Consider the following 23,811-nt stretch of genomic DNA (forward strand, 5'->3'; position numbering starts at 1 on the left):
ATGTCTGGATGCTGCAATCGCACAGCAAGACCCGCATGAATCTAGTGCAGATGCTGCTGCTCATGGCAATTATGTGTTTCAGCTGCTTGGCATATAGTGAAGTTGCCACTGCAACTGATGAAACTGCCGAAGCTGTAGTGCTGGGTAAAATTGTGCAGCAACAGCATCCTCAAAATGCCAACCCCATCCCAGATCTTGCAAACTCACGCCAGTCTACATCGAGCACTCAGCAAGTACCTATAGAAAAACCCGTTCAGCAACCGCAAATTGCCAATGATATGGCAGAGGGTGAATCCATCCGTGCTTTGCCGACTTTGAATCAGCCCGTGGTCGATCAAGCCAATTTGCTCACTGCTGCAGAAAAACAGCAAATCAGCCAGCGGATTTTAAATTTACATCAACAAGCCAAAGCGCAAATTGGCGTGGTGATTGTACCGACCACAGGGCAGGAAGATATTTTTGATTTTGCCATGCGGGTCGCAGAACAATGGCAGCTTGGTTCTGCCAAGCAAGACAATGGTGTGTTGATGGCAATTGCAGTCAATGACCGTCGGATTCAGATTTTAACAGGTTATGGTTTAGAGGGCGTGCTGCCCGATATTGTAGTCAGTCGGATTATTAACCAACGCATTACGCCGTATTTTAAACAAGCGCAATATGCACAAGGCATTGACGCAGGCTTGGCAGAAATTGAACGGATTTTAAACTTAGACCCCGAAGTTGCGGCACAGGCAGCGCAAGAACTGAAACAGCGTCAGGAACAAGCCTTGCAAGAACAACAGGCGCGTGAAAAAACCTTGAGCACTGCTTTATTTATTTTAATTGCGGGGGTAATTGGCTCACTGATTGTCGGAAAACGCTTAAGTGCTTCAACCGCTGCCGTGGCAGGTACAGTGGCAGGTTTGGTTAATGGTGCAGGCTTAATCACCAGTTTAATGATTGGCGCGGGAATTTTCTTTTTACTCATCACTGCGATTGCACAGACCATTTTCCAAATTTTCTTGTCCTCTGCAGGGCGTGGAGGCGGACATGGTGGCGGTGGTTTTGGTGGCGGTGGCTATAGCGGCGGCGGTGGTGGCTTTGGTGGGGGAGGAGCATCAGGATCATGGTAACCAAAACAGATACAACAGAAATTATTACTCAACCGAAAATGGACATTGTAGCCCGTCCGAGTGTAAAGCGTTGGCTGAAGCATTTCTTTTATTTACCTGCCACCAAACGTTTTTTTAATGCTCAGGATCAGCATGCCATTGCAGAAGCGGTGACTGCTGCCGAGCATGGGCATGTGGGTGAAATTCAGGTGGTGATTGAAGGTTGTTTACCCTCGCGGTTGGCGTATGCGATAGATACGCATACACGTGCGCGCCAATTATTTGCAGAATTGGGTGTTTGGGATACTGAATTGAACAGCGGGGTTTTGCTGTACCTGAATTTGTGTGAGCGCAAGGTGGAAATAGTGATTGACCGTGGCATTAAAACCGCGACCACGCAACAGGTGTGGGATGAAGTCTGTGCGCATATTGTGCAGGGGTTGGCACAGCAGCAGTATCGGCAAGCGGTAATCACTGGTGTGCAAGAAATTGGTGAAATTTTGGATGATTTTTATGACTGCCAGTTGCTAGATACACAGAATGAACTGGGGAATGCGCCGATTATTTTAGGATAGATTTTTGTCAATTTAGGTCCCTCTCTTTGAAAGATGGGGGAGGGATTATTCATGATTTTTGCTATATAAAACTTTACTTTTGAGATTTTACAATTTTTCGCTTGTGTCATAGATGGTTTACTCTGTTTAAAGCATAGAGGTAGAAAAAGCTCAAAATTGATTACTGCACACAGCTTAAATTTGCTGAAATTTAAATCAAATACATAAAAAACGGATGATGTAATAATTTAAATTGTGATCTATTTCTCTAAAAATGACAAAATTTGTTAAGCTGAAATTTTAAATCTGACAATTATTGTCACTTTTTAACAAAAATACACAGTCGAATTAAAAGTTCTAAATTTTTTATGTGTAAGATGCTGTTTTTTTATGAGAATTGTCTATAATAAAAGTTGGCACGTTTAGTGCTAATATTAAAATAGCTTACAAAGCTTATAATTAAATTAACAAACATTTGTGGAGAATGTTTATGAACGCTCAAAAAGGTTTTACCCTTATCGAATTAATGATCGTTGTCGCGATTATTGGTATTTTGGCTGCAGTGGCACTTCCTGCATACCAAGATTACACAGTACGTGCGAAAGTATCTGAAATTGTTCTTGCTGCTTCGACTTGTCGTACTGCAGTAACTGAAGCAGTTCAAACTGGAGGTGGTACTTCGCTACCAACAGCAGGTAATTATGGTTGTGAATCTTCGGGTGCTGGTCCAGTATCTAAATACGTTCAATCTGTTGCAACTGGTAATAATGGTACAATCACAGTTACAGCAACAGGAGATGATGGTTTAAAAGATGCAAAAGGAAAAACTATTACACTAACTCCTCAAGGTACATCAGGTGGTAATGTTACATCATGGCTATGTGATAGTTCTGATATGCCTAAAAAATATTTACCGTCTTCTTGCCGTGGCCAATAGCAGTATTTAAAAAAGGAGGTTTCACCTCCTTTTTTTTTTGGGGTGAATGTTGAAAAAGTATCTGTATTTGGTCATATTTCTATTGGGATGTTTGGCTTATGTATTACCCAATCGCTATTATCCTTGGCTAAGTGCCTATCATGAATTTTCAATCTATTTATTATTTTTGGTCGCATTTTTAATATTAATCTTCAATAAAAATAAAATAATGATAGATCGATATATTACGCTTGTCTTCTTTATTGCATTGATTCCTTTAGTACAGTATTTCTTTGGTAAAGTTTACTTTTTTGGTGATGCAGTTATTGCAGCAATTTATATATTTAGTTTTGCATGTAGTATATTGTTAGGTTTTAACCTGACGAAAAAAGATAATAAAAAACAAACTTTAATGTTTATTAGTTGGATTTTTATTTTTTCTTCATTATTGTCATCATATATGATGTTGAAACAGTGGTTGTTGCTGACAAATGGTGGTATATGGATAATTGATATCCCACATAATCGACCTTTTGCAAATTTTGCCCAACCTAATAATTGTGCGACTTTTTTGATTCTAAGCTTACTAGCAGTATTATATTTATTTGAAAAAAAGCAAATTAACTATATCGCTAGTACAAGTTTAGCCTGTCTGTTGCTACTTTGTCTTGCATTAACTCAGTCTCGTTCTGTTTGGGTGTATGCAATATGTTTTGTTGTGTGGTGGTATTGGAAATATAATCCTTTAAATACACGATTAAAGAAAAACAGTATTTGGTATTTTTTAGGGATTTTTGCCAGTTTTACTTACGTACTGCCAATTGCATCTCATTATTTAGGCCTAATTGGTATAAATAATGTTGTTGAGCGTACGACATCTGGCTTTACACGTCTTCCTATGTGGCACCAATTAATTCTGGCTTTAAAACAAGAGCCAATATGGGGCTATGGTTGGAATCAAGTCAGTGTTGCTCAAATTAGTATTTTTTCAAGTTATCCAACTACGGAATGGACGGAACATAGCCATAATGTTTTACTTGATTTACTGATTTGGAATGGCATTCCTATAGGAACATTGATTATTGTTTTCTTTGCCTATTGGTTATTTAAATTAGGTCAGCTTGCTTATACGGTGGAAAATTTTATTGCGCTTGCAATGATTGGTGCTGTGATTAGTCATGGGATGCTCGAATTTCCTTTGGAATATGCGACTTTTTTATTGCCTGTTGGTTTTTTAATAGGATATGTATATGTAGATAGTTCTTTCCAAAATGTTATTAATTTGTCTAAGAAAAAAATAATTATTTTTTATGGGTGTGCAATTGTTTTATATGGGACTATCTTCTATGAATATGTAAAGATTGAGCAGGATACAAGATTGGTTCGAGCTGAAATTTTAAATATAGGAAAAACGCATGTTACACAGGCGGCTCCAAATCTATTGCTTATGACCCAACTAAGTGAAAGAATTCGTTATATACGAACAGCTCCTGAAAAAAATATGTCTAAAGAAGAATTACTGTGGATGAAAAAAGTAACGTATAGGTATGCCACACCAAATAACTTATACAAATATGCACAAGTTTTGTTGTTAAATAATCAAGAAGAAAAATCTAAACATTATTTGGATATATTAAATAGGTTATATAATAAAAATATTGAAATTGATGCTTTATACTCTATTCATGACTCTAATGCTTATCAATGGAAAAAGTCGGAGTAGCATTAGTCTTTGTGCGGGTATAGATAAAATGTGTTTATTTTTGAATTTTGAGCTGTTTTAACATTTATTGAAAATAATAGGAGAAATAAATATGATTGATTAAAGAGGTTTGTATTCGATGTAATTTCAAATTTTTCAATTGAATTAAATAGATCATGGTAGTTGAACTTTCTTATGTCAAAACGCCTAAAATTTTTTCTCAGTCATTTATCATTCTCGTTTCTAATCGCTTTATTGGTGATTGGATTGGTCTTTTTTATTTGGTATCCGTTACCACTTGCCACAGCTGTTGGTGTGACTGACCTCTTTTTAATGTTATTGGTCATCGACGTGATTTTAGGGCCACTTTTAGGTTTATTGGTCTATAAAGTAGGTAAAAAAACACTCAAATTTGACCTGAGTGTCATTATTCTCATTCAAATCGCGGCTTTGTGTTATGGGGTGTTTAGTATTGAACAAGGTCGTCCTGCATGGTTAGTTTATAATCTAGATCGTTTTGAATTAGTGCGAAAAAATGACCTTATTTTAGAAAATATTCACCAAGCACAACCTCAATTTCAACAGGTATCATGGACTGGTCCACAATTTGCTGCAGTAAAATTAGCAGTAAGTCCACAGCAGCGTCAGAATGATATGTTTACCGAGGCATTAGGTGGTATTTCTCTTGCTCAACAGCCTGCTCGTTATGTAGAACTGACTCAAGCAAAAAACCAAATCCAACAACGTGCATTATCGCTTGTAGAACTGCAACGGTACAACCCAAAAACAGACGTTGAAAAAACTTTAGCAAAATATCCAAAAGCAGATGCGTGGTTACCTTTAAAAGCCAATGCAATAGATATGGTGGTCTTAGTCAATAAAGAATCTGCAAGCATCATCAAAATAGTAGACCTCAGACCATGGAAGTAATCGCTTCAATTAAAAGGGGGAATTTCAGTATTTCCCATGCGATCATTCCATTTTAAAAGTGGCAGAATTCCAATCAAACTTGCTACACAAAGCACTATCATCTTGCCTAAAAAAATATAAGATAGAGCCAGTTTTTTGGTCTATTTTCCTATGAAATCTGCATTGCTACTTTTGGCTGCCATCCTCATCTCCCTTGCATGGCTATTGCCCATTCACTACCGTCCGTGGGTTACTTATACAGGCGAACTCTACGCATTTTTTGCCTTGTTTGCTCTCGCAGCCAGCCTTTTTAAAGAAAAACTACAGATACCCAAAATCAGCCTGCCCTTACTGGCACTGTGCAGTGTCCCACTCATTCAGTGGGGCCTTGGCTTAGTCTACTTCTTTGATAAAGCTTTGCTCAGTAGCGTATATATCTTCAGTTTTTGGTTAGCAATCATTTTTGGCTACAACCTCACGCAAACCAACAGCGAACGTGAACGCATCTTCGCAGGCTTCAGTTATGTGTTATTGGGTGTAGGCAGCATCACCGCACTGATGGCGATTTGCCAGTGGCTCACACTCGATCAATACCTGCCAATCATGGTGGATATAAAAATTGGACAGCGCCCTTATGCCAACTTCGCCCAACCCAATAACATGGCGACCTTTTTAGTGATGTCGCTTATGGCATGTCTATATTTATACGAAAAACAAAAACTTAAAACCGTGTGGATTGTGATTGCTGCTGCCATGATTTTGGTCGGGGTGGTACTGAGTCAATCACGGACTTCGTGGTTGGCGTCGCTGTGTCTCTTGACCTATTTGAGCTATCAACAATACCGTGGCGTAATGCGGATTAAATGGCGCTATAGCTTACTGTGGTTTGCAGCATTTATCGGGTTAATTTTTATCGCACCTGCTTTTAGTCAATTGCTCTCACAAAGTGCAGACCTTTCGGTGCAATCTCGTGATGTGGTACAGCGCGCCACAGGTGATATGTCACGCTTGGCAATTTGGCAGCAAATGCTCGCTGCGATTGAGCATCAACCGTGGTGGGGTTATGGTTGGCATCAAACCAGTGTGGCGTATGTCACGATTAGTGAATTTGTGCAAGGCCCTGTGTGGATCCGTAGCGCACACAATTTTATTTTGGACTTTTTACTCTGGAATGGTGTGTTACTGGGCGTGCCATTTTTGGCGTATCTGGGCTATTGGGGCTACCAACTGCATAAAGATACTCAGTCGGTGGAATCGGTTGTGGGGATTTTAATGCTCGGTGCATTTAGCGTACATGCCATGCTGGAATTTCCACAAAACTATGCCTACTTCTTGCTGCCTGTGGGTTTTATTATCGGCATGGTTCAATCACAACGGGTGTTTAAAAGCTTCACTTTATCTGCAATTTATTTACGCACGACTTTTGTGATTGGTGCATTGTTGTTGATGCTGATTTATCGTGATTATGAGGTGATGGTGCCTAAATTGAATCAGTCGGTACGCTATGAACAGACACCTGAAAAAATCACCCATCAAGAGCGTATTTGGGTACTCGAAGAATTTAACCGCCGCATTGCGTGGATACGTTTAAATCCGTATAGCCTGCAAACGCCTGAACAATTGCAGGATATCCATGAAATTGTGTTGAATTACCCAACCCGCTACGATTTATTGAAATATGCACGCGTATTAGCATTTAACGGTTATGAGGCAGAAGCCAAAAAGCAATTATGGTTGTTAAGCACTTTGTGGCAGGTTAATGTAGATTATGCGACTTTATTGGATGAGGCAAAGCCGCGCTGATTTAAGTATTCTATTTTAAGAATATGCTTTTGTGGCTTCCCCCTTTGAAAAAGGTGAGCCATGTATGGTGCAAGGAGGGGGGTGAGGGGGATTTAAAAAGGTGAGCCATGTATGGCGCAAGGAGAGGGATTAAAAAAATATAAGCTAAATATGGTGAAAATTTTCAATGTTGAAAATCTCTCTCAAGCTCTCTTCAAAAAAGAGAGGGGTATTCATTATAAAATTGATTTCATGTGCGAAAATTTAAAGAGATGCTGAAATTTTGTTCAGATAAAGGGAGTTGTGTTAGAATTGTATGATCTATTCACACAATAAGGCATGCTGATGGCGAGAACTACAAGTGTAACAATTGGCCCACAACTCGATAACTTTGTGAGCAAACTGATTGAATCTGGACGTTATGGTTCAACCAGTGAAGTGATGCGATCTGCACTAAGATTATTGGAGCAGCAAGAAAATCAAACTGCAGCTTTAAAGCAAGCGATTGAAGCAGGTGAGAACAGTGGAGAAAGTACACTTAGCCTAAAAGATATTGCGGCTCAAGTGAAGCAGAAGCATCGTGTATAAGCTATCAAATTTAGCTGTCGACGACTTCACTGCTATTTATGAATATACCTTACTTAATTTTGGTGTAGCTCAAGCTGACCAATACACGCAACATTTGGAAAATACCTTTCATTTGTTAGTGAGTTCACCGCTGATTGGTTATGCATGTGTAGATATTGGCGAGGGAATACGCCGTCACGATCATCATCAACATGCTATTTTTTATAAAAAACAGGATTATGGAATTTTTATTATTCGGATATTGCATCAACAGATGCAACCCATGAAACATTTTTTTGCGTTATAAATACTTTTTTATAAATCCAAGAATTTAAAATGCGCATCAGTAAAATATATTGATATTGAGAGCTTCTTCATTAGAGATAGGCAAGATACTGAATTTTAGGTAAAGTGCCCCAAAAAACAAAAGACTGGAAAACCAGTCTTTTGAGTTATCTAAACCAGATGAATCTTAGAGTTGGCTTTGAATATAGTTTTCAATACCCACAGTTTCAACCAAATCAAGTTGTGTAGTTGCCCAGTCTAAGTACTCTTCTTCTTTTTCTAGAATTTCCTGGACCAAATCACGAGTCACATAGTCGAGTTGTTGCTCTGCCAAAACCACCGCTTTTTGAATCGCTTCAATATTCTCTTTGACTTTTCGTACATCGCAATTCAGCACTTCAGCAGTGTGCTGACCAATATATAATTTACCCAAATGTTGTAAATTTGGCAGACCTTCTAAAAACAGAATACGCTCAATAATTTTATCGGCATGCTTCATTTGACGAATCGATTCTTTGTATTCAGCCGAACCGAGTTGTTCAATGCCCCAATCATTAAACATACGTGAATGTAAAAAATATTGGTTAATTGCAGTCAGGTGATGATACAAAACTTGGTTTAACTGATTAATCACATCGCGATTGCCTTTCATTGCAGCACTCCATCAACAATTTCTGCCTTAAACCGCTTAAGGCAATCTATATTTCTATCTTAAACAAGACTGGGCAAAATGGCGAGTGATTTATAGAACGGCAAATGAAAATCGCAATCAAAAACAATTAGCTAGGCGGTGTGAAGAAATGTAAGACAAGAAAAACCCGCTGTAGTCGAAAGCGGGAGAGGAAACACTGAGTAAAAATTATAATACTGAAATGCGGGAGAGCAATAAAACGGCAGCTTTAGGCAGCAACGGCAAGACGAGACGCAATTTGTGCAATTTCATCGCTAATGATAGCGCGAGTTTCAGGTGCACAGCGACCACAACAAGTGCCCAAGTCAAACATATCGCGAATTTCACGATAGCTGTCTGCACCATTGGCAACGGCTTCTTTAATGTCTTGATCTGTAATACCACGGCATAAGCAAACGTACATGAATGCAACCACAATAATTGAAATAAGATAAGTGTTATTATTGATAATTATTATCGTTTGTCAATAAAAATCATTTGAAAAGTCATTTATTGTAATTGGGTTTTTGAATTAAAAAATGCCACTTAATAGGTGGCATCGTTTATTTGTTTTTAAGTATTTGAATGATAATGACTTATGAATTGATAATCACAACGCCATCCATTTCAACTAAAGCACCTTTAGGTAAGCTGGCCACACCTAAGGCTGCACGCGCAGGGTAAGGTTGTGCAAAATATTCACCCATAATCTGATTGACCAATTGGAAGTGTGATAAATCCGTCAGGAAAATATTGAGCTTGGCAATATCGGCCAAAGAGCCACCCGCCGCTTCGCAAACGGCCTTTAAGTTATCAAATACGCGGCGAATTTGCGCTTCAATGCCTTCTACCAATTCCATGCTGTACGGGTCTAAACCAATTTGACCTGATAAATAAACAGTATTGCCCACTAAAATGGCTTGAGAGTAAGTACCAATTGCTGCAGGTGCATTTTCAGTATGGATGACTTGGCGAGACATTGATTTCTCCTAAAATAATGTACGAACATCATAGACCATCCGACTGCATTTCAGTAGCCTGATGAGTCTATAATGCAAAATCGGTGAATGTGCGGCACAGTCAAACTATGTAGCCACATTAAATTAACAAGCTTTGGCTTCTTCTGCTATGCTGATGGGGCGCGCTAAACGGCTAATTCGTGGGAACCCGAAGTGCATACGCAAATCACGAATAATTTTGGCAATTTGCTTACGGTTATTCACTACAATATTCACATAGGTTTTGCCATCGTGGCTGCGTACCATTTCTACTCCCGTTTTGGCCTTACGACATTGATAGATCAAATCGGAGATTTGTTCGTCATTCATATCCATATCAATGCTGAGATAAGCAGTAAAACTCACGTCATCAACATCTTCCGAGGTCCATTGTAGCGGCATGATATTTTCAGGATGTTGATGTTGCTCATGCAGTAAGTTGTTGCAACGCGCACGATGCACAATCAAGCCACGGCGTGACAAGTTACCCTGAATCGGATCGCCCAGTACAGGGTTGCAACAGTGCGCATATTTCACGTCAATACCTTCTGTACCTTGAATCAGACGGTCAGAATGTTCGCTGCTGTCCTGATCGAGAGCGTAAATGTGATTTGCCACTAACTGTGGCAATAAATCACCGACTGCAATTTGCTCAAATAAACGGTCTTTAGAGTCAATATGGCGCCATTGCAACACATTTAACCAATCTGCTTCGGTCAAGTCTTGAATCGAGTGATTAAATAATTTCAGTGCACGGTTAAGCGCTTGCTGACCCACCAAACGCTGTTCTTCAATATCCTGATCACGCAGAATATTTTGTAAGGCACGTCGGGCTTTTTGAGTGTTAATAAAACTCAGCCAGTCTGGGTTTGGTGTGGCTAAAACATCAGTAATAATTTCGACCACTTGTCCGCTGGTGAGTGGTGTGGAAAGTGGTTTGCTTTCACCATTAATTTTTGTACCGACGGCATGGTTACCTAAGAACAAACTGGCTGCATAGGCAAAATCAACTGCGGTGGCGCCTTGCGGCAATTCATGTAAATGTCCGTGCGGGGTATAAACATGAATTTTTTCTTGGTGCAGATAATCCAGTAAATCGCTAAATGTAGTTTTAGCGCATTCACCATCAATCAACACGTTCAAGCTTTGCATAGAGGCTTGAATGGCAGAACGGCAGGCTTGCGGTGCGTTTTCACCCAAGACCACACCAAAACGTGCGGCTTTACGCATCAATTCGGTTTGAATGGTGAGTGATAAGGTGGTTTGCTCGCCTTTTAGACGCATCATGAGCGATTGGTTGCCGCCTGGCAGTGGGCGACGGATATGATCTTCATAATGCAAGACCTGAAAGCTGTCACGTAAAATATCAGCCAAACGGTCACAGTCAGCAATGCTTTGTAAAATAATTTCAAAGGCGTGGCTGTGGGTCAGTTCTTGCAGATCAATATCGTTTTTAACAAAGTGGCGCAGTAATTCAATATTGTTATTTTTCTTTTTAATACGGCCTGCAATTTGATTGTTTTGTAGCAGGTCGGCAAGGTTTTGTTCCCATTTAGATTGGTATTCGCAGCGTTTTGGCTTGGTGTGCAACAGGGCGGCTTGCACATCGTTATACATATCTAAATCAAGGTTTTGATAACACAGATGTTCAAGGTTATCTGCCATTTCATTCATACCCACGATACGTGCCATGGGTACAAATACATCAAAGGTTTCTTGAGCGATGCGTGCGCGTTTATCTGGTCGCAGCGCATCTAATGTGGTCATGTTGTGATAACGGTCTGCCAGTTTCACAATAATGACACGTGGGTCCTGTAAGGTCGCTTGCAGAATTTTACGGAACGATGCGGCTTTGTTGTATTCCTTGTCGCTCGAATGGCTAAGTTTGGTTACACCATCGACCAGTTCAGCAACGGTACGTCCGAATTTTTCTGTGATGTCATCTTTGCTGTAGTCGGTATCTTCTATGACATCGTGCAATAGCGCAGCAATGAGCGTGTCGGCATCCAAACGCATGTGTGCCAAAATACAACTCACCGCAATCGGGTGTAACACATAAGGTTCACCACTTTTACGGGTAACGCCATCATGCGCATGCTCAGCATAATCGCAAGCCGTAAGCACCTGTTCGACTTCACTTACGTTAAGGTAAGGTTCGATCATGGCTTGAAGCTGTTGTTTGGCTTGGCTGACCATCGTGCCTGGCATATAACACCCTTTAAAATACAAGTGATAACGAATCTAGAGTTAGACCTTATAATGAAAAGCATATTGCATGACTTGTCAATTTTTTTTCATGCCAAAATAGTGATAAATTTGGCACTAATAAACAGGGTCTTACTCCTTATGTTATAACGGTTTTTGGCCCAAGATTAAAGTTCAGGCAACAAAAAAGCCTAGTAAAAAACTAGGCTTTTTCAGAAAGTTGTTCTTATTGGAAAGAAAAACCATCTAAATTCAAATTATTTGCAGAAAGTGCAAGGTCAAGACTCGAAGTTTGATAGTCTTGATCACGTTGTTTCAAAATGTCTTTAGAAACGTGACCTTCTGCAATTTCACGTAAAGCAACAACGGTAGGTTTGTCGTTGTCCCACTCAACGGTAGGTTCTATGCCTTGACGTGCCAATTGACGCGCGCGCTTGCTTGCCACTAGTACAAGCTCAAAGCGGTTGTCTACATGGTCTAAACAATCTTCAACGGTAACGCGTGCCATAAGAATTCTCGTTCGAATAATAAATTTAAACAGACTGTGCAGTATAAGGTGCTTTGCTTATAGACTCAAGTTTTAATCACGCGCTTGGCGGGCTAATTAACTTTTGAATCAAGGCTTGATGACGATGTGCCTGCTGCGCCATCACCAAACGATTAGCCGTAATCACCGATTCTAAATCGTGCAGAGCCTTATTAAAGTCATCATTAATAATCACATAGTCAAAATTGACATATTGTTGCATGTCTTCAACTGCGCAGCCTAGACGATGCTCAATCACATCGACAGCATCGGTGCCACGGTTAGATAAACGCTCGCGTAAATCAAACTGACTTGGTGGAAGAATAAAAATTTGCTTCGATTCAGGAAAAAGATTGCGTACTTGCTGAGCGCCTTGCCAGTCAATTTCAAGTAACACATCGTGACCTTTGGCTAACTGCTCTTTAACCGTGGCTTGCGCGGTACCATAATAGTTGCCAAACACTTCTGCATACTCAATAAAACCGCCTTGCTCTACCAAGTCGATAAAATCTTGTTTTTGCGTGAAGTGATAATGCACACCATCGAGTTCGCCGGGACGTTGACCACGTGTTGTGTGAGAAACTGAAACGTGTAAATTATTCACACGCTCAAGCAGGGCTTTAACGAGGGATGTTTTGCCTGTTCCTGAAGCGGCAGAAACGACAAACAATAGACCCGACATGATATTTTTCCTGATATGATAAAATATCTTCTCTATTTTAGAGTAGACGCCCCTTAAACAAAATAGCCAAGATGGCTTTTGTTGGCATAAATTTTAAAACATCCCACCTATTAACTTCAACATAGAGGGTTCTATGGAAATTGTATTGGCGAATCCACGTGGTTTTTGTGCAGGTGTAGACCGAGCAATTGCGATTGTAAATCGTGCCCTTGAGTGTTTTAACCCACCTATTTATGTGCGTCACGAAGTGGTTCACAACAAATTTGTGGTAGATGACTTGCGTCAGCGCGGTGCAATTTTTGTCGATGAGCTAGATGAAGTGCCAGATGACAATATCGTGATTTTTAGTGCACATGGCGTATCTAAAGCGGTGCAGCAAGAAGCGGAGCGTCGCGGCTTAAAAGTATTTGATGCCACTTGTCCGTTGGTCACCAAAGTACATATTGAAGTCACCAAATATGCGCGTGAAGGCACAGAGGCGATTTTAATTGGTCACGAAGGACACCCCGAAGTTGAAGGGACGATGGGGCAGTACGATAAGAAAAATGGCGGTGACATTTATTTGGTGGAAGATGAGGATGATGTGGCTGCACTTACGGTTCAGCATCCAGATAAAGTGGCTTTTGTGACGCAAACTACTTTGTCGATTGATGACACTGCCAAAGTGATTGATGCCTTGCGCCAAAAATATCCAAATATTCAAGGACCGCGTAAAGACGATATTTGCTACGCCACTCAAAACCGTCAGGATGCAGTGCGTGACTTAGCCAATCAGTGTGATGTGGTGTTGGTGGTTGGTTCTCCAAACTCATCTAACTCTAATCGTTTACGCGAACTTGCAGAGCGTATGGGGAAACAAGCCTACTTGGTGGATAATGCCGATGAATTAAACCAAGCATGGTTTAAAGCAAATACAAAAATTGGTGTGACTGCGGGCGCATCTGCACCTGAAATTTTAATTAAACAGGTGATTCAACGCTTGCAGGATTGGGGCGCAACAGCACCTGAAGAGTTGGCTGGACGTGAAGAAAATATTACCTTTAGTTTGCCCAAAGAGTTACGTATTCCTGTAACACAGGCTTAAACTGCGAAGCATATAACACTTTAAAAAACTGATTAAAAATAGGCAGATAACCGTTGAATGACGGTTATCTGCTTTTTTATGCCTTTTATCCTGAAGTGTGAGGGTTTTGTAAAGTTGTTGGTTACTATTTTTAATAGGGCAAAGTCTGTGTCTTGGGGGGAGTATGCGAAAAAAAGAAAACGGGTTCACCTTAATTGAGTTGATGGTGACGATTGCGGTGATGGCGATTATCGCGATGATAGCGGCTCCTTCGTTTGGGGATTTGATTGCAAAACGACATTTAGATACCTCAATTCGTGAGCTGTCTTTGGTGCTAAGTGATGCACGAGCGCAAGCTACAACTTTAAGAAAAAATGTGACGGTAAAATTTGAAAGTGGAACAAACACAGCAGAAGTTCGTTACTGGATACCCAAATATGACGATGTGGATATGAATTCAAATGCCATGGATGTTGATTTTTCTGATGTTGTTTATAGTCCAGTCGGGATTCCACAGCAGAGAACTAAAACGATTAATAATCCAGGAACATTACAGGTGTTGTTACCGCTCAAATTTGAATTATGTAATTCAAAAATAAATCAAAGTCGAACGATTACACTTTCAATGAATGGCACTGTAGAAAAAATCGAATTAGGAGTGTGCTCATGAGCAATATGAATACACAAAAAGGTGTTGGCTTAATGGAGGTCTTGGTTGCCTTGCTTTTGTTAGCTATTGGTATTTTAGGCTTTGTTGGTTTGCAGTTGAGAGCTATGGATGCAGCAAATGAGGCAACCGATCGCACAGTTGCTATTAATATTGCGCGTGATTTAGCTGAACGTATGAGGGTAAATAGGTTGGCCTTACCTGAGTATAAAGCAGCAATCAATGCCAAGACTGAAAAAAGTGGCTGTGTAGGAAGTGAGCAAGACTATTTGCCGAATTGTTCTAGTGAAGAAATGGCAGAGGTTGATTCTAGTCAGATTACTGAGAAAGCAGCTGAAGTTGGCCATACTGTAAAAATCAATAATTGTGTTGGTAGTAGTTTGAACTGTATTTATGTTGCTTGGGGCGATACCAATATAGACAGTAACTTAGATGCTTGTATTGATGCTTCGACTGGAGCATATGTAGCGAATTCTAAATGCTTGGTTATGGAGGCTTTTTAAAATGAGTTTGAATAAAAAGCTTTTTTCATTTTCCAAACAAAGCGGCTTCACTCTTTTAGAACTTATGATTGCGCTTACCCTAGGGCTGATTGTTAGTGCAATTGCGATTCAGTTGGCTTTAACAGGGCAAAAAGGTGTATCTACTCAACAGGCACTTTCTGACTTGCAGAATGATTCATTGTTTGGCTTGGAAACATTTGTTCGTGAAATACGCTTGGCTAATTTAAATGCGGTTGAACCAATGATTAACGATACGGTTCTTCATGGGGGAATCGTGTTAGACGCACGCAACTATACCCAAAAAATTAAAATTGATGAGGATGGCAAACCTACTACAACTTTAGACATTACACTTAAAAATGCTTTGTCTGAGGGTGCGGTAAGTGAATCATCTAACTTAGTGGGGCAAGCAAGTGACCAATTGGTGATCCAATATAAAAATTCAATGGGTAATCAATTTGATTGTGAGGGTCGCCAAATTGTAAAAGATGCGTATGTGGTACAACGCTATTTTTTAAGAAATGACACGAATAAGGGAGACCCAAATAAACCATTGGCTTTGGCATGTAAAGCTTTTAGCTATATGGGGGACGAGCCTGCAGAAATTGATTTATCTGGTGATGGCCAAATTATGATTCCTAGAGTGGATCATTTAAGTGTGCAATTGGTTGTTGCAAGAGATGGAATGAATAGCACTTGTTCGGCAGATGCAGATGCAGATGGGCAGTTAGATTGTTTTGGTCAAATTTCAATTGATGATTATAAAAAGCTTACGGGTGCCGTGAAACCGCAGATTGTCGCAGTCAAAGTAGGGCTGTTAGTTCGTTCTAAGAATACCGTGGGAAATAATGACTTATTTAATGCTGATAAAGAATATCAAGTTTTAAATACCGGGGATACCGGGGCGAAATTAATTCCACATGACAAAAATAAGTTGTATATGCGAAATGTAGTTACACAAACCATTGCGATACGTAATGGTTTCGGTATCGCGAAGTAAGGAGTTGAGAATGAATCTACCAAAAGTAAATCATAGACACTCCCAAAATGGTTCAGTACTCATTGTCGTGCTGGTCATGTTGATTGTGATTGCAATTGCGGGTACATGGGCAATTCGTTCCAGTATTACCTCTTTAAATATTTCAACCAATGCCCAAGCGAGTGCATTATTGGTTCAAAACAGTGACTCTGTTTTTTTTACTTTAGAGAACAAAACCAGTAATGCTTTGCAATTTGCTGAAATGCGTATTGGTGATGGTATGTTGGCTTATGCGCTACGTCCTGAAAATAAAGGTAAAGAATTAGTATTTTGTGTACGAGGCAATGTGACAGATAACTTTTCTGGGAGTCGTATTGCCAGCGCTGTGTATTGGCAGAATAAGAAAATTGTAAATACCGATTTGGGACAAAATGGTTTTTGTCAAACAACTCGTGGTGATTTTATCAGTGGTCGCCAAGCTGTAATGACTCAGGTTACTGTGCGTGCAGCAGATACAGATCGAGATTGGGAACACATGATGGAAGGCGATGACAAAGAAAGCTCAAAGAGTACGGGAATTCAGCGTGTGGTGATTACTGCAACCTCTTTACTTCCAAATTTAAGTTCAGCCAGTGTTCAACAAGTCAATAATTGTTTGAAAAATCACACCAGTTTTGTTGATCCTTTGGTTGAAAACGATACCGTGACCGATTGTTTGGCAAGAAATAATGTTCCATATAGTACTCAAGATATGGAATACAGTTTGCGTTCACTGAAAGCCTCTTAGGAGATGAATATGAAAACTTTAAAAAATCATCAGGCTAATGTGCTAGATGTGAAGGCACGAGCTAAAGAATTTGGACATCAGTTCAAGTTAACTACTTTGGCAGGTGCAATGACCTTGCTTATTGCTCAAAGCAGTACCAGTTACGCCAGTGATATTGAAATCTATACTAAGCCAAGCGAGTCATCCGCTTCTGGTGTAGTAGTTATGATGTTGGATACATCTGGTAGTATGGATGTATCTGAAGCAGGAAGCAGCGCATGTGATTATCCTGAAGGTTCTACAGATAAAAAGTATTCAAACACAGCATCATATAGAGAAACATTGTCGGCATCTGCTGGTGGTTACACACGGAGATTTTGTACAGCTGATGTAAAAACTTATTATTATCGACAAATACCTAAAAAGACATGTAGTTGGTATGACTACTGGTGCACTCCTGTACCTGTCGAAAAGTGGTACTCATGCGGTGAAAATGGTTCATTTAAAACCTCTGTATGTACAACAGAAATTCCTAAACCTGAAATCCCTTCTAATATGTTGAAGGATGGTAGTAATTATTATTATAAGCAAGAAAATGATAAAAAAATTTACGATCGTTTAAGTCGTCTAAAAGATGCTTTATATACGCTAGCGACTATGCCTGTATATGATCCTACTACAGAGGAAGGTGAAAAAGGAATTAAAAAAGATGTCAAGATAGGTATAGGGTTATTTCCGTATATTGGTACAGGAATAGATATTAATAGAAGAGGCTATATTCGTATTCCTGCAAAAGCTTGGGGTGACCTAAATTCTCCACAAAGACAGGCTGTTATTAATCTAATTAAAAGTAGTGACTTTAAAGGAGGAGGAGGGACGCCTACATCGGCTGCATATGCTGAAGCGGCTGCCTATTTGTTAGGCACTACTACTGGTGGAGGGGCTTATAGTGGAATTGATATTTCTAAACTCCAAGATGCTACTTTAGTAGATATACATAATAATTATGTATCGCCATTAGATAAATCTGCAAGCGCTGCAGAATGCAGTGGTCAGGGAATTTATTTTTTAACTGATGGTAAGCCTCAAACACCTCAATCTACAGACACATCTAATCTAATGGCAAAAGCCTTAAAGCGTACAAGTTATAGTTTCAGTAGTGGACTTTCTGGAGGAGAAAATGAAAACGCTTATTTAGGCAGTGGATATGGATATGCGAAATCTGATTGGCAAGCTATTGGTTCATTTTCCAAGTCTTTAAATGATCCACAAGTTATTAAAAATGCTTTAGGTGTTGATGAAGCTAAACGTTCTGTACTAACGGCAGTAGTTGGTTTTGGTTCAGACTTTGATGGCTCTTATGATGAAATGAATCAAGATGCTAAAAATGCCTATGACTGGGGTACCCAAGGTCGTGGTTATGGTGAGGGTGGATTTATTGCTGCAAAAGAGTCTGAGGAAATTGTTGAAAGCTTAAATGAATTTATTGGGAATGTCAGTGGCACAATTGGCGGTATTAGTACAGGTTCTTCCACTATTCCGACGGATGCTTTAAACCCAGAATCGCTTCAGGCATTTTCATATTTCCCTCAATTTGAACCTAAAGTGGATGATGGAGATGATCAACAACTTTGGTTTGGTAATTTAAAAAAATACTATGTGGTTAATAATGGTGTTTATGCCTCAGAAGCAGGGTCTGCTAGTTCATTAGTAGTCAAAAAAAGTGTTTTACAGGATTTAAAAGATATTTGGGGGGATAGCACCAGTTACCCTTCAGGAACAGCGACCTTTGCGAAATGGGGAGCATTATCTAAACTTCCGCTGGGTACACAGCAAAATGATGATACATTTACAGGACGTAAACTGTTAACCGATTATGATTTTAATGAGGCTGCTTCTGGTACAGAAAAAGTTTCTCAAAATTTACAGCTAGTAAGAATTACCCATCAATACACCACAGATGAAAAAACCAAAACAGACAACCCAGAACGCATTAAAGGTTTAATGAGCTTGTTAGGTTATAACATCGCTTCAGCAAGTGAAAACTTGGAAGGCGCAACAGCAAACTTAAGACAAATGGGCAGTATTTTACACTCATTGCCAGTGTTACTTACCCAAAGTGGTAAAGCCGTTGCTGTGAAAGATGCAACATCAGGTAATGTCTATGTCGATACTACAGACCGTAAAGACTATGTGCTATTTGGGACAACACAAGGTTTACTGCACGTTGTAGACGCCAAAACCGGGGTAGAAAAATTTAGCTTTTTACCTAAAGAAATGGCTGAAAAACAATATGAATTGTTTAAGTCAGGGGCTGGTGCTTGGGATAATGGTAAAAATGCTCTTTATTATGGGGTAGATGGTGAATGGGCAGCCCATACCGTTTATGTGAGTAAAGATGATGGAACTCTAACCGTTGATGGGGTTGTGCGCGATGTTGCAGGCGGTTTAGAAGGGGAAAAAGAAAATTTACAAGGTAAACAGTGGGTTTATGGTGGTCTGCGGATGGGAGGACGTAGTTATTACGCTTTAGATTTAACCGGTTTAGATGATTCATCCAGCAGCAGTCCTAAAATTAAATTCCATATTGATCCTACATCAAGTTCAGTCAAACGTTTGGGGTATGATGAAGATGGCAACCCGGTTGTGATCACAAAAGAATATGCTGCTTTGGCTAAAATGGGGCAAAGTTGGTCTAAGCCAAAACTTGATTACGTGAACTGGAATGGAGAGCGTAAATTAGTCATGTTTGTGGGCGGTGGTTATGATGCTGGCGGTGATGATGGTGATGGCCTGTATGATGGTGATGGTGTAAGAACAGGCTATGCGGGTTATGAGCACTATAATTATAAACAAGACAATGAAATCGGTGCGGGTGTGTATATGTTTGATGCCGATAATGGCGAGTTATTATGGTATGCCAGTAAAACAGAAGCGAATGGTGATGTGGAGCATACACAACATGACGCTTTGAAATATAGTGTCGTGAGTGAAATTAAAACCATTGACCGTAATAATGATGGTGTTGTCGATCATGTTTACTTTGGTGATTTGGCTGGACAGGCGTTTCGTGTTGACTTAAATCAACCTCAAGGTGATGGTTCTTTTGTGTTTAATCCTCAGATTACCCGTATTTTAAATTTACATAAAGATGATAAAGGTACCAGTCCTCGCTTTTACTACCCGCCAGTCTTTACTGCTCACCATAGCGCAGGGGGAACCGAAGGGGGGAATATTGTCGTAGCATCCTTCCTTTCAGGAAATAAAAGCTCTCCTTTATTAGCCACTAACGATTCACCGACGACTACAGGAACGACTAGTTCTTCAGGATTGGAGTTCGATGGTGTTTATGCGTTGTATGAATATGATATCCATCCGACGGGTACATATTATCCAGCTTCATCACGCGCAGATAAAACTATAGCAGCAGCGGGTGAAGGTATAAGTCTAGATAAGTTAATGCCTTTATCTGTCTTGGTAAATAGTAAAACTGCAACGACGAATCGTGGTGCAGCCATTAGCCCGACCAGTGGTTGGGGAGGGTGGTATTATAAATTTGAGCATAAATTTGAAAGTACTACTGGTGCAGCTAAAACAGAAGGTGCGGGTGTGATAAAAGGTCTTACCCCACTGGTTGCAATGGAAGGAAATCTTTATGTGACTATGTTTGATGCAGCAGAAGCTGGTACAACCTCAACATGTGGTGCAGGTGTTAAAGGGCAAAGTTTTACCCAGCGTATTTGTTTACCTACAGGTGTTTGTCCTGAAATGGCGAACTATAAATACAATTTGGGTTCAGGTATTGTGAGCTTAAATGTTGGACCAATGTCTGAACCAACAAGTGGTAAGGGTATTGTTATTCCAGACCCTAATTCAACGAATGTAACCTGCGTAGGGGATGATTGTCTTGCACCTGGTAAGCGCTTTATACCTGCAGGTGGACCATTGAATTTTATTCCACATCGTTGGTATGAACGATATTCGACTAAGGAGTGAAAAGAATGAAACCAGTTTTTTCACTGAATAAGTCACATTTAGGTTTTACTTTAATTGAGTTGATGGTGGTAGTGGTGATTGTGGCGTTACTTGCTGCAATCGCTTTGCCGAGTTATCAGCTTTATATACAACGTTCACATTTGGCTCAAGCACAACAGGAAATGCAAAAGCTTGCTGAGCAATTGGAGCGGCATAAAGCTAAAAACTTTAGTTATAAAGGTTTTGAAGCAAGTTATTTATACAGAGATAAAGATGGTGTTTTGAGTTCTAACTTTGATACGGTAAAACAGCAAATATCACTCCCTATTCATTCGACTAATCCCAGCTATAAATTAAGTATTATTGGTTTTTATATAGTTAGCGAGTTTGGCAAAGATGAAGAAGGGAATGTAACCAATACCATCAAGGATCCTGAAATTAAAACGGATTTATTGAATAAAAAGATAGATTTTAATAAATCAACACAGGCTGACATGTTTGCAATAGGAAGTAGTTGGGCAATAAAAGCAGAAAGTTTAGATCAAAAGAACTATGGTCTTTTATTAAATAGCTTGGGTACTAAGTGTATGAATAAAAAAGATTACACGAAAGTAAGTTATACCTCATGCGGTACTGAAGAAGATGGAGCAGAATCATGGTAAAGCAAGGGTTTACGCTTATAGAATTGATGATTGTTGTTGCAATTATTGCAATATTGGCAGCTATCGCTTATCCCTCTTATCAACAATATAAAATCAAGGTAAACCGAGCAGAAGCCCAGTCAGAGATGACATCCATTGCAGAAAGAATGAATGCTTATAAAGGGATGAATGGTTCTTTTTCGGGGGCAACAATTTCTAAAATATATGGATCAACGGTTACTCCTAAACAAGGTACTGCTTTGTATAGTTTAAGTTTTGACGCGGCTTTGACGAATGCAACAAGTTGGACTTTAATTGCAAAGCCAATCACAGGAACCTTGCAGGCGGGTGATGGGTGGATGTGTTTGAACAATAAATCTGAAAAATACTGGGCGAAAGGAGCAGTAAGTTGTGCATTGTCGCCAAATTCCAACTGGGACGGTAAATAAATTCAAATCTGCGGATAAATACGTTTTGATCTTTCATTCAGGGCAAATTTCACGTAAAATACTGCCCTCTATGAAAGGGGTTTGAAATGTATCGATGGTCGATACAGGGATAATCCGTAAAAACTATAAGGTTGTATCATGGTAGTTATTCGTCTTACTCGTGGTGGTGCTAAAAAGCGTCCATTCTATCAAATCGTTGTAACTGACAGCCGCAATGCGCGTGACGGTCGTTTCATCGAACGTATCGGTTTCTTTAACCCAACAGCTCAAGGTAAAGCAGAAAAACTTCGTTTAGATGCTGACCGTTTTGCTCACTGGGTTGCACAAGGTGCTCAACCTTCTGAACGTGTTGCTTCTTTAGCTGCTCAAGCGAAGAAAGCTGCAGCTGCTGCATAATTTAATTAATTAAGTAGTAGGTAGCCCATGACACCAACACAGAATGTGCCCGAAGATCGTATTCAGATTGGACAGCTACGTTCAGCTTATGGATTAAATGGGTGGCTCTGGGTCTATTCCAATACAGAACCAATGAGCAATATATTTGACTACCTGCCTTGGTACATCGAAACCAAAGCAGGTTGGCAAGTCGCAGATGTAAAACGTTGGAAACCACATGGCAAAGGCTTGGTGGTCAGCTTAAAAGGTGTGAGTGATCGTACCGCAGCAGACAACTTGGTTGGCGCAAATATCTGGATTTCAAAAGCGCAACTGCCTCAACCAGGCGTGGACGAGTATTATTGGTCTGATTTAAAAGGTCTAACAGTGTTAGGTCTGGACGATGACGAACAAGAAGTAAACCTCGGTCAAATCCATGAATTGTTTGAAACAGGTGCCAATGACGTGATGGTAGTTCGCGCAACTGCCGATAGCGTCGATAGCGAAGAGCGTATGATTCCATGGCATAAAGATGTGGTACAACGCGTTGATCTCGAAGCGGGTCGCATCTACGTAAATTGGGGCGTAGATTATTAATCCATTCAGGATTCGCAGAGCAGGAAAATAGAGGAGTCTGCGGTGTTTTTTGCAGTCATTACGCTTTTTCCTGAAATGTTTGAAGCGATTACAGCTTACGGTATTAGCGGACGTGCAGCAAAACGTGAATTGATGCAAATTCATTGCATTAATCCACGTGATTATGCACAGGGCAACTACAAAAGGGTGGATGAACGTCCATTTGGTGGTGGTCCAGGTATGGTGATGATGGCAGAGCCTTTGGCGCAAGCAATCCAGCATGCCAAAAATCTTGCACAGCAAGCGGGTGCAGTTCATGTGCCAGTGGTGTATATGTCACCACAAGGCAAAACCCTAAATGAGACTGCAGTACAGCAATTCGTTGAATATGATGGATTAATTGTATTGTGTGGTCGTTATGAGGGTGTCGATGAGCGTTTAATTCAGCATTATGTCGATCAGGAATGGTCAATTGGAGATTACGTTTTATCGGGCGGTGAACTACCAGCGATGGTGTTGTTAGACAGTATTATCCGGAGACTTCCGGGTGCAATGTCTGATGAACAATCTCATGTGCAAGACTCATTTGTGGATGGTCTTTTAGATTGCCCACAATATACCAAGCCAGACCATTTTGAAGGGTTGGATGTGCCTGAAGTATTAAAGTCGGGTCATCATGCCAATATTGAAAAATGGCGGTTTTTGCAGCGTTATCAACGGACTTTAGAGCGTCGACCTGAGTTGATTGAAAAAGTTGAGTTGAGCAAGCAGCAAAAAAAATGGCTAAAAGATTCGCAAGGGTAGACCAAATAATTGGTTTATCTAAGCACCATGGCTACAGGCAGTTGGTTTGTAGTCTTAAATAGGCTCTTTATGCATTGAAGCGGTCAGGCATAAAGGGAAAGTCAATCGGGCCTATGCGCTTTAGCC

General features: G+C 40.1%; 25 protein-coding genes. 19 read left to right on the plus strand and 6 right to left on the minus strand.

Annotation, left to right across the window (positions count from 1 at the left end):
- Positions 1-8: 8 nt before the first annotated feature.
- The 8 genes from FTU66_RS08745 (at position 9) to FTU66_RS08780 (ending at position 7,828) form a co-directional block, all read left to right on the plus strand.
- Positions 9-1,112 carry a YgcG family protein gene (locus FTU66_RS08745; RefSeq protein WP_180112667.1) on the plus strand — a complete coding sequence of 368 codons (1,104 nt, stop codon included), beginning with the start codon at positions 9-11 and terminating at the stop codon, positions 1,110-1,112.
- Entirely contained in the window at positions 1,106-1,666 is a 561-nt protein-coding gene (locus FTU66_RS08750; protein ID WP_180112669.1) for a TPM domain-containing protein, read from the plus strand. The genes FTU66_RS08745 and FTU66_RS08750 overlap by 7 nt, the downstream gene beginning before the upstream one ends.
- 469 nt (positions 1,667-2,135) lie before the next feature.
- Entirely contained in the window at positions 2,136-2,582 is a 447-nt protein-coding gene (locus FTU66_RS08755; RefSeq protein ID WP_180112671.1) for a pilin, read from the plus strand.
- Between the two features lie 91 nt (positions 2,583-2,673).
- Positions 2,674-4,284 carry a PglL family O-oligosaccharyltransferase gene (locus tag FTU66_RS08760; RefSeq protein WP_257222076.1) on the plus strand — a complete coding sequence of 537 codons (1,611 nt, stop codon included), beginning with the start codon at positions 2,674-2,676 and terminating at the stop codon, positions 4,282-4,284.
- Positions 4,285-4,458: 174 nt separating this feature from the next.
- Positions 4,459-5,193, plus strand: coding sequence for a TfpX/TfpZ family type IV pilin accessory protein (gene tfpZ, locus FTU66_RS08765; RefSeq protein ID WP_180112675.1), 735 nt, complete (start codon positions 4,459-4,461; stop codon positions 5,191-5,193).
- Between the two features lie 150 nt (positions 5,194-5,343).
- The gene (locus FTU66_RS08770; protein ID WP_180112676.1) at positions 5,344-6,975 is read left to right on the plus strand and encodes a PglL family O-oligosaccharyltransferase; all 1,632 of its coding nucleotides are present in this window, start codon (positions 5,344-5,346) and stop codon (positions 6,973-6,975) included.
- A gap of 324 nt (positions 6,976-7,299) precedes the next feature.
- Positions 7,300-7,542 carry a type II toxin-antitoxin system ParD family antitoxin gene (locus FTU66_RS08775; RefSeq protein ID WP_004974509.1) on the plus strand — a complete coding sequence of 81 codons (243 nt, stop codon included), beginning with the start codon at positions 7,300-7,302 and terminating at the stop codon, positions 7,540-7,542.
- Positions 7,535-7,828 (plus strand): type II toxin-antitoxin system RelE/ParE family toxin, encoded by a 294-nt coding sequence (locus FTU66_RS08780; protein WP_070153485.1) that lies wholly within the window; start codon positions 7,535-7,537, stop codon positions 7,826-7,828. The genes FTU66_RS08775 and FTU66_RS08780 overlap by 8 nt, the downstream gene beginning before the upstream one ends.
- 165 nt (positions 7,829-7,993) lie before the next feature.
- Here the strand turns inward: FTU66_RS08780 and bfr are convergent, their stop codons facing one another.
- The 6 genes from bfr to gmk all read right to left on the minus strand — a co-directional run bounded on the left by bfr (position 7,994) and on the right by gmk (position 12,887).
- Entirely contained in the window at positions 7,994-8,458 is a 465-nt protein-coding gene (gene bfr / locus FTU66_RS08785) for a bacterioferritin (protein ID WP_096901270.1), read from the minus strand.
- A 247-nt stretch (positions 8,459-8,705) separates the two neighbouring features.
- A complete protein-coding gene (locus tag FTU66_RS08790; RefSeq protein ID WP_004974511.1) occupies positions 8,706-8,900 on the minus strand; it encodes a bacterioferritin-associated ferredoxin in 195 nt (64 codons plus the stop codon).
- A 172-nt stretch (positions 8,901-9,072) separates the two neighbouring features.
- Positions 9,073-9,456: a RidA family protein gene (locus FTU66_RS08795; protein ID WP_004809961.1), complete on the minus strand. Its 384-nt coding sequence runs from the start codon at positions 9,454-9,456 to the stop codon at positions 9,073-9,075.
- Positions 9,457-9,579: 123 nt separating this feature from the next.
- Positions 9,580-11,682 (minus strand): bifunctional (p)ppGpp synthetase/guanosine-3',5'-bis(diphosphate) 3'-pyrophosphohydrolase, encoded by a 2,103-nt coding sequence (locus FTU66_RS08800; RefSeq protein ID WP_180112677.1) that lies wholly within the window; start codon positions 11,680-11,682, stop codon positions 9,580-9,582.
- A gap of 223 nt (positions 11,683-11,905) precedes the next feature.
- Complete coding sequence (gene rpoZ / locus FTU66_RS08805) at positions 11,906-12,187, minus strand: DNA-directed RNA polymerase subunit omega (RefSeq protein WP_004809957.1); 282 nt, start codon at positions 12,185-12,187, stop codon at positions 11,906-11,908.
- A gap of 76 nt (positions 12,188-12,263) precedes the next feature.
- A complete protein-coding gene (gene gmk / locus FTU66_RS08810) occupies positions 12,264-12,887 on the minus strand; it encodes a guanylate kinase (RefSeq protein WP_004974513.1) in 624 nt (207 codons plus the stop codon).
- Positions 12,888-13,020: 133 nt separating this feature from the next.
- On the opposite strand from gmk, the gene ispH reads away from it, so the two are divergent.
- From ispH to trmD, 11 genes are all read left to right on the plus strand, one after another.
- Positions 13,021-13,971 (plus strand): 4-hydroxy-3-methylbut-2-enyl diphosphate reductase, encoded by a 951-nt coding sequence (ispH, locus tag FTU66_RS08815; RefSeq protein WP_180112678.1) that lies wholly within the window; start codon positions 13,021-13,023, stop codon positions 13,969-13,971.
- A 163-nt stretch (positions 13,972-14,134) separates the two neighbouring features.
- Complete coding sequence (locus FTU66_RS08820) at positions 14,135-14,620, plus strand: Tfp pilus assembly protein FimT/FimU (protein WP_180112679.1); 486 nt, start codon at positions 14,135-14,137, stop codon at positions 14,618-14,620.
- Positions 14,617-15,120 (plus strand): type IV pilus modification protein PilV, encoded by a 504-nt coding sequence (gene pilV, locus FTU66_RS08825; RefSeq protein ID WP_180112680.1) that lies wholly within the window; start codon positions 14,617-14,619, stop codon positions 15,118-15,120. The genes FTU66_RS08820 and pilV overlap by 4 nt, the downstream gene beginning before the upstream one ends.
- 1 nt (position 15,121) lies before the next feature.
- A complete protein-coding gene (locus FTU66_RS08830; protein WP_180112681.1) occupies positions 15,122-16,120 on the plus strand; it encodes a PilW family protein in 999 nt (332 codons plus the stop codon).
- A gap of 10 nt (positions 16,121-16,130) precedes the next feature.
- Positions 16,131-16,886 carry a hypothetical protein gene (locus tag FTU66_RS08835; protein ID WP_180112682.1) on the plus strand — a complete coding sequence of 252 codons (756 nt, stop codon included), beginning with the start codon at positions 16,131-16,133 and terminating at the stop codon, positions 16,884-16,886.
- A 9-nt stretch (positions 16,887-16,895) separates the two neighbouring features.
- A complete protein-coding gene (locus tag FTU66_RS08840; RefSeq protein ID WP_180112683.1) occupies positions 16,896-20,861 on the plus strand; it encodes a hypothetical protein in 3,966 nt (1,321 codons plus the stop codon).
- Between the two features lie 5 nt (positions 20,862-20,866).
- Complete coding sequence (locus FTU66_RS13725; protein WP_180112684.1) at positions 20,867-21,502, plus strand: type IV pilin protein; 636 nt, start codon at positions 20,867-20,869, stop codon at positions 21,500-21,502.
- Entirely contained in the window at positions 21,496-21,930 is a 435-nt protein-coding gene (locus FTU66_RS08850; RefSeq protein ID WP_180112685.1) for a type IV pilin protein, read from the plus strand. The genes FTU66_RS13725 and FTU66_RS08850 overlap by 7 nt, the downstream gene beginning before the upstream one ends.
- Before the next feature lie 138 nt (positions 21,931-22,068).
- Positions 22,069-22,326 (plus strand): 30S ribosomal protein S16, encoded by a 258-nt coding sequence (gene rpsP, locus FTU66_RS08855; RefSeq protein WP_004974526.1) that lies wholly within the window; start codon positions 22,069-22,071, stop codon positions 22,324-22,326.
- 27 nt (positions 22,327-22,353) lie between these two features.
- Positions 22,354-22,902 (plus strand): ribosome maturation factor RimM, encoded by a 549-nt coding sequence (gene rimM, locus FTU66_RS08860; protein ID WP_180051418.1) that lies wholly within the window; start codon positions 22,354-22,356, stop codon positions 22,900-22,902.
- A 42-nt stretch (positions 22,903-22,944) separates the two neighbouring features.
- On the plus strand, positions 22,945-23,685 hold the full coding sequence (trmD, locus tag FTU66_RS08865; RefSeq protein ID WP_180112686.1) for a tRNA (guanosine(37)-N1)-methyltransferase TrmD: 741 nt from the start codon (positions 22,945-22,947) through the stop codon (positions 23,683-23,685).
- Positions 23,686-23,811: the final 126 nt, after the last annotated feature.

Source organism: Acinetobacter sp. YH12131, from assembly GCF_013418635.1.
Lineage (GTDB): Bacteria > Pseudomonadota > Gammaproteobacteria > Pseudomonadales > Moraxellaceae > Acinetobacter > Acinetobacter towneri.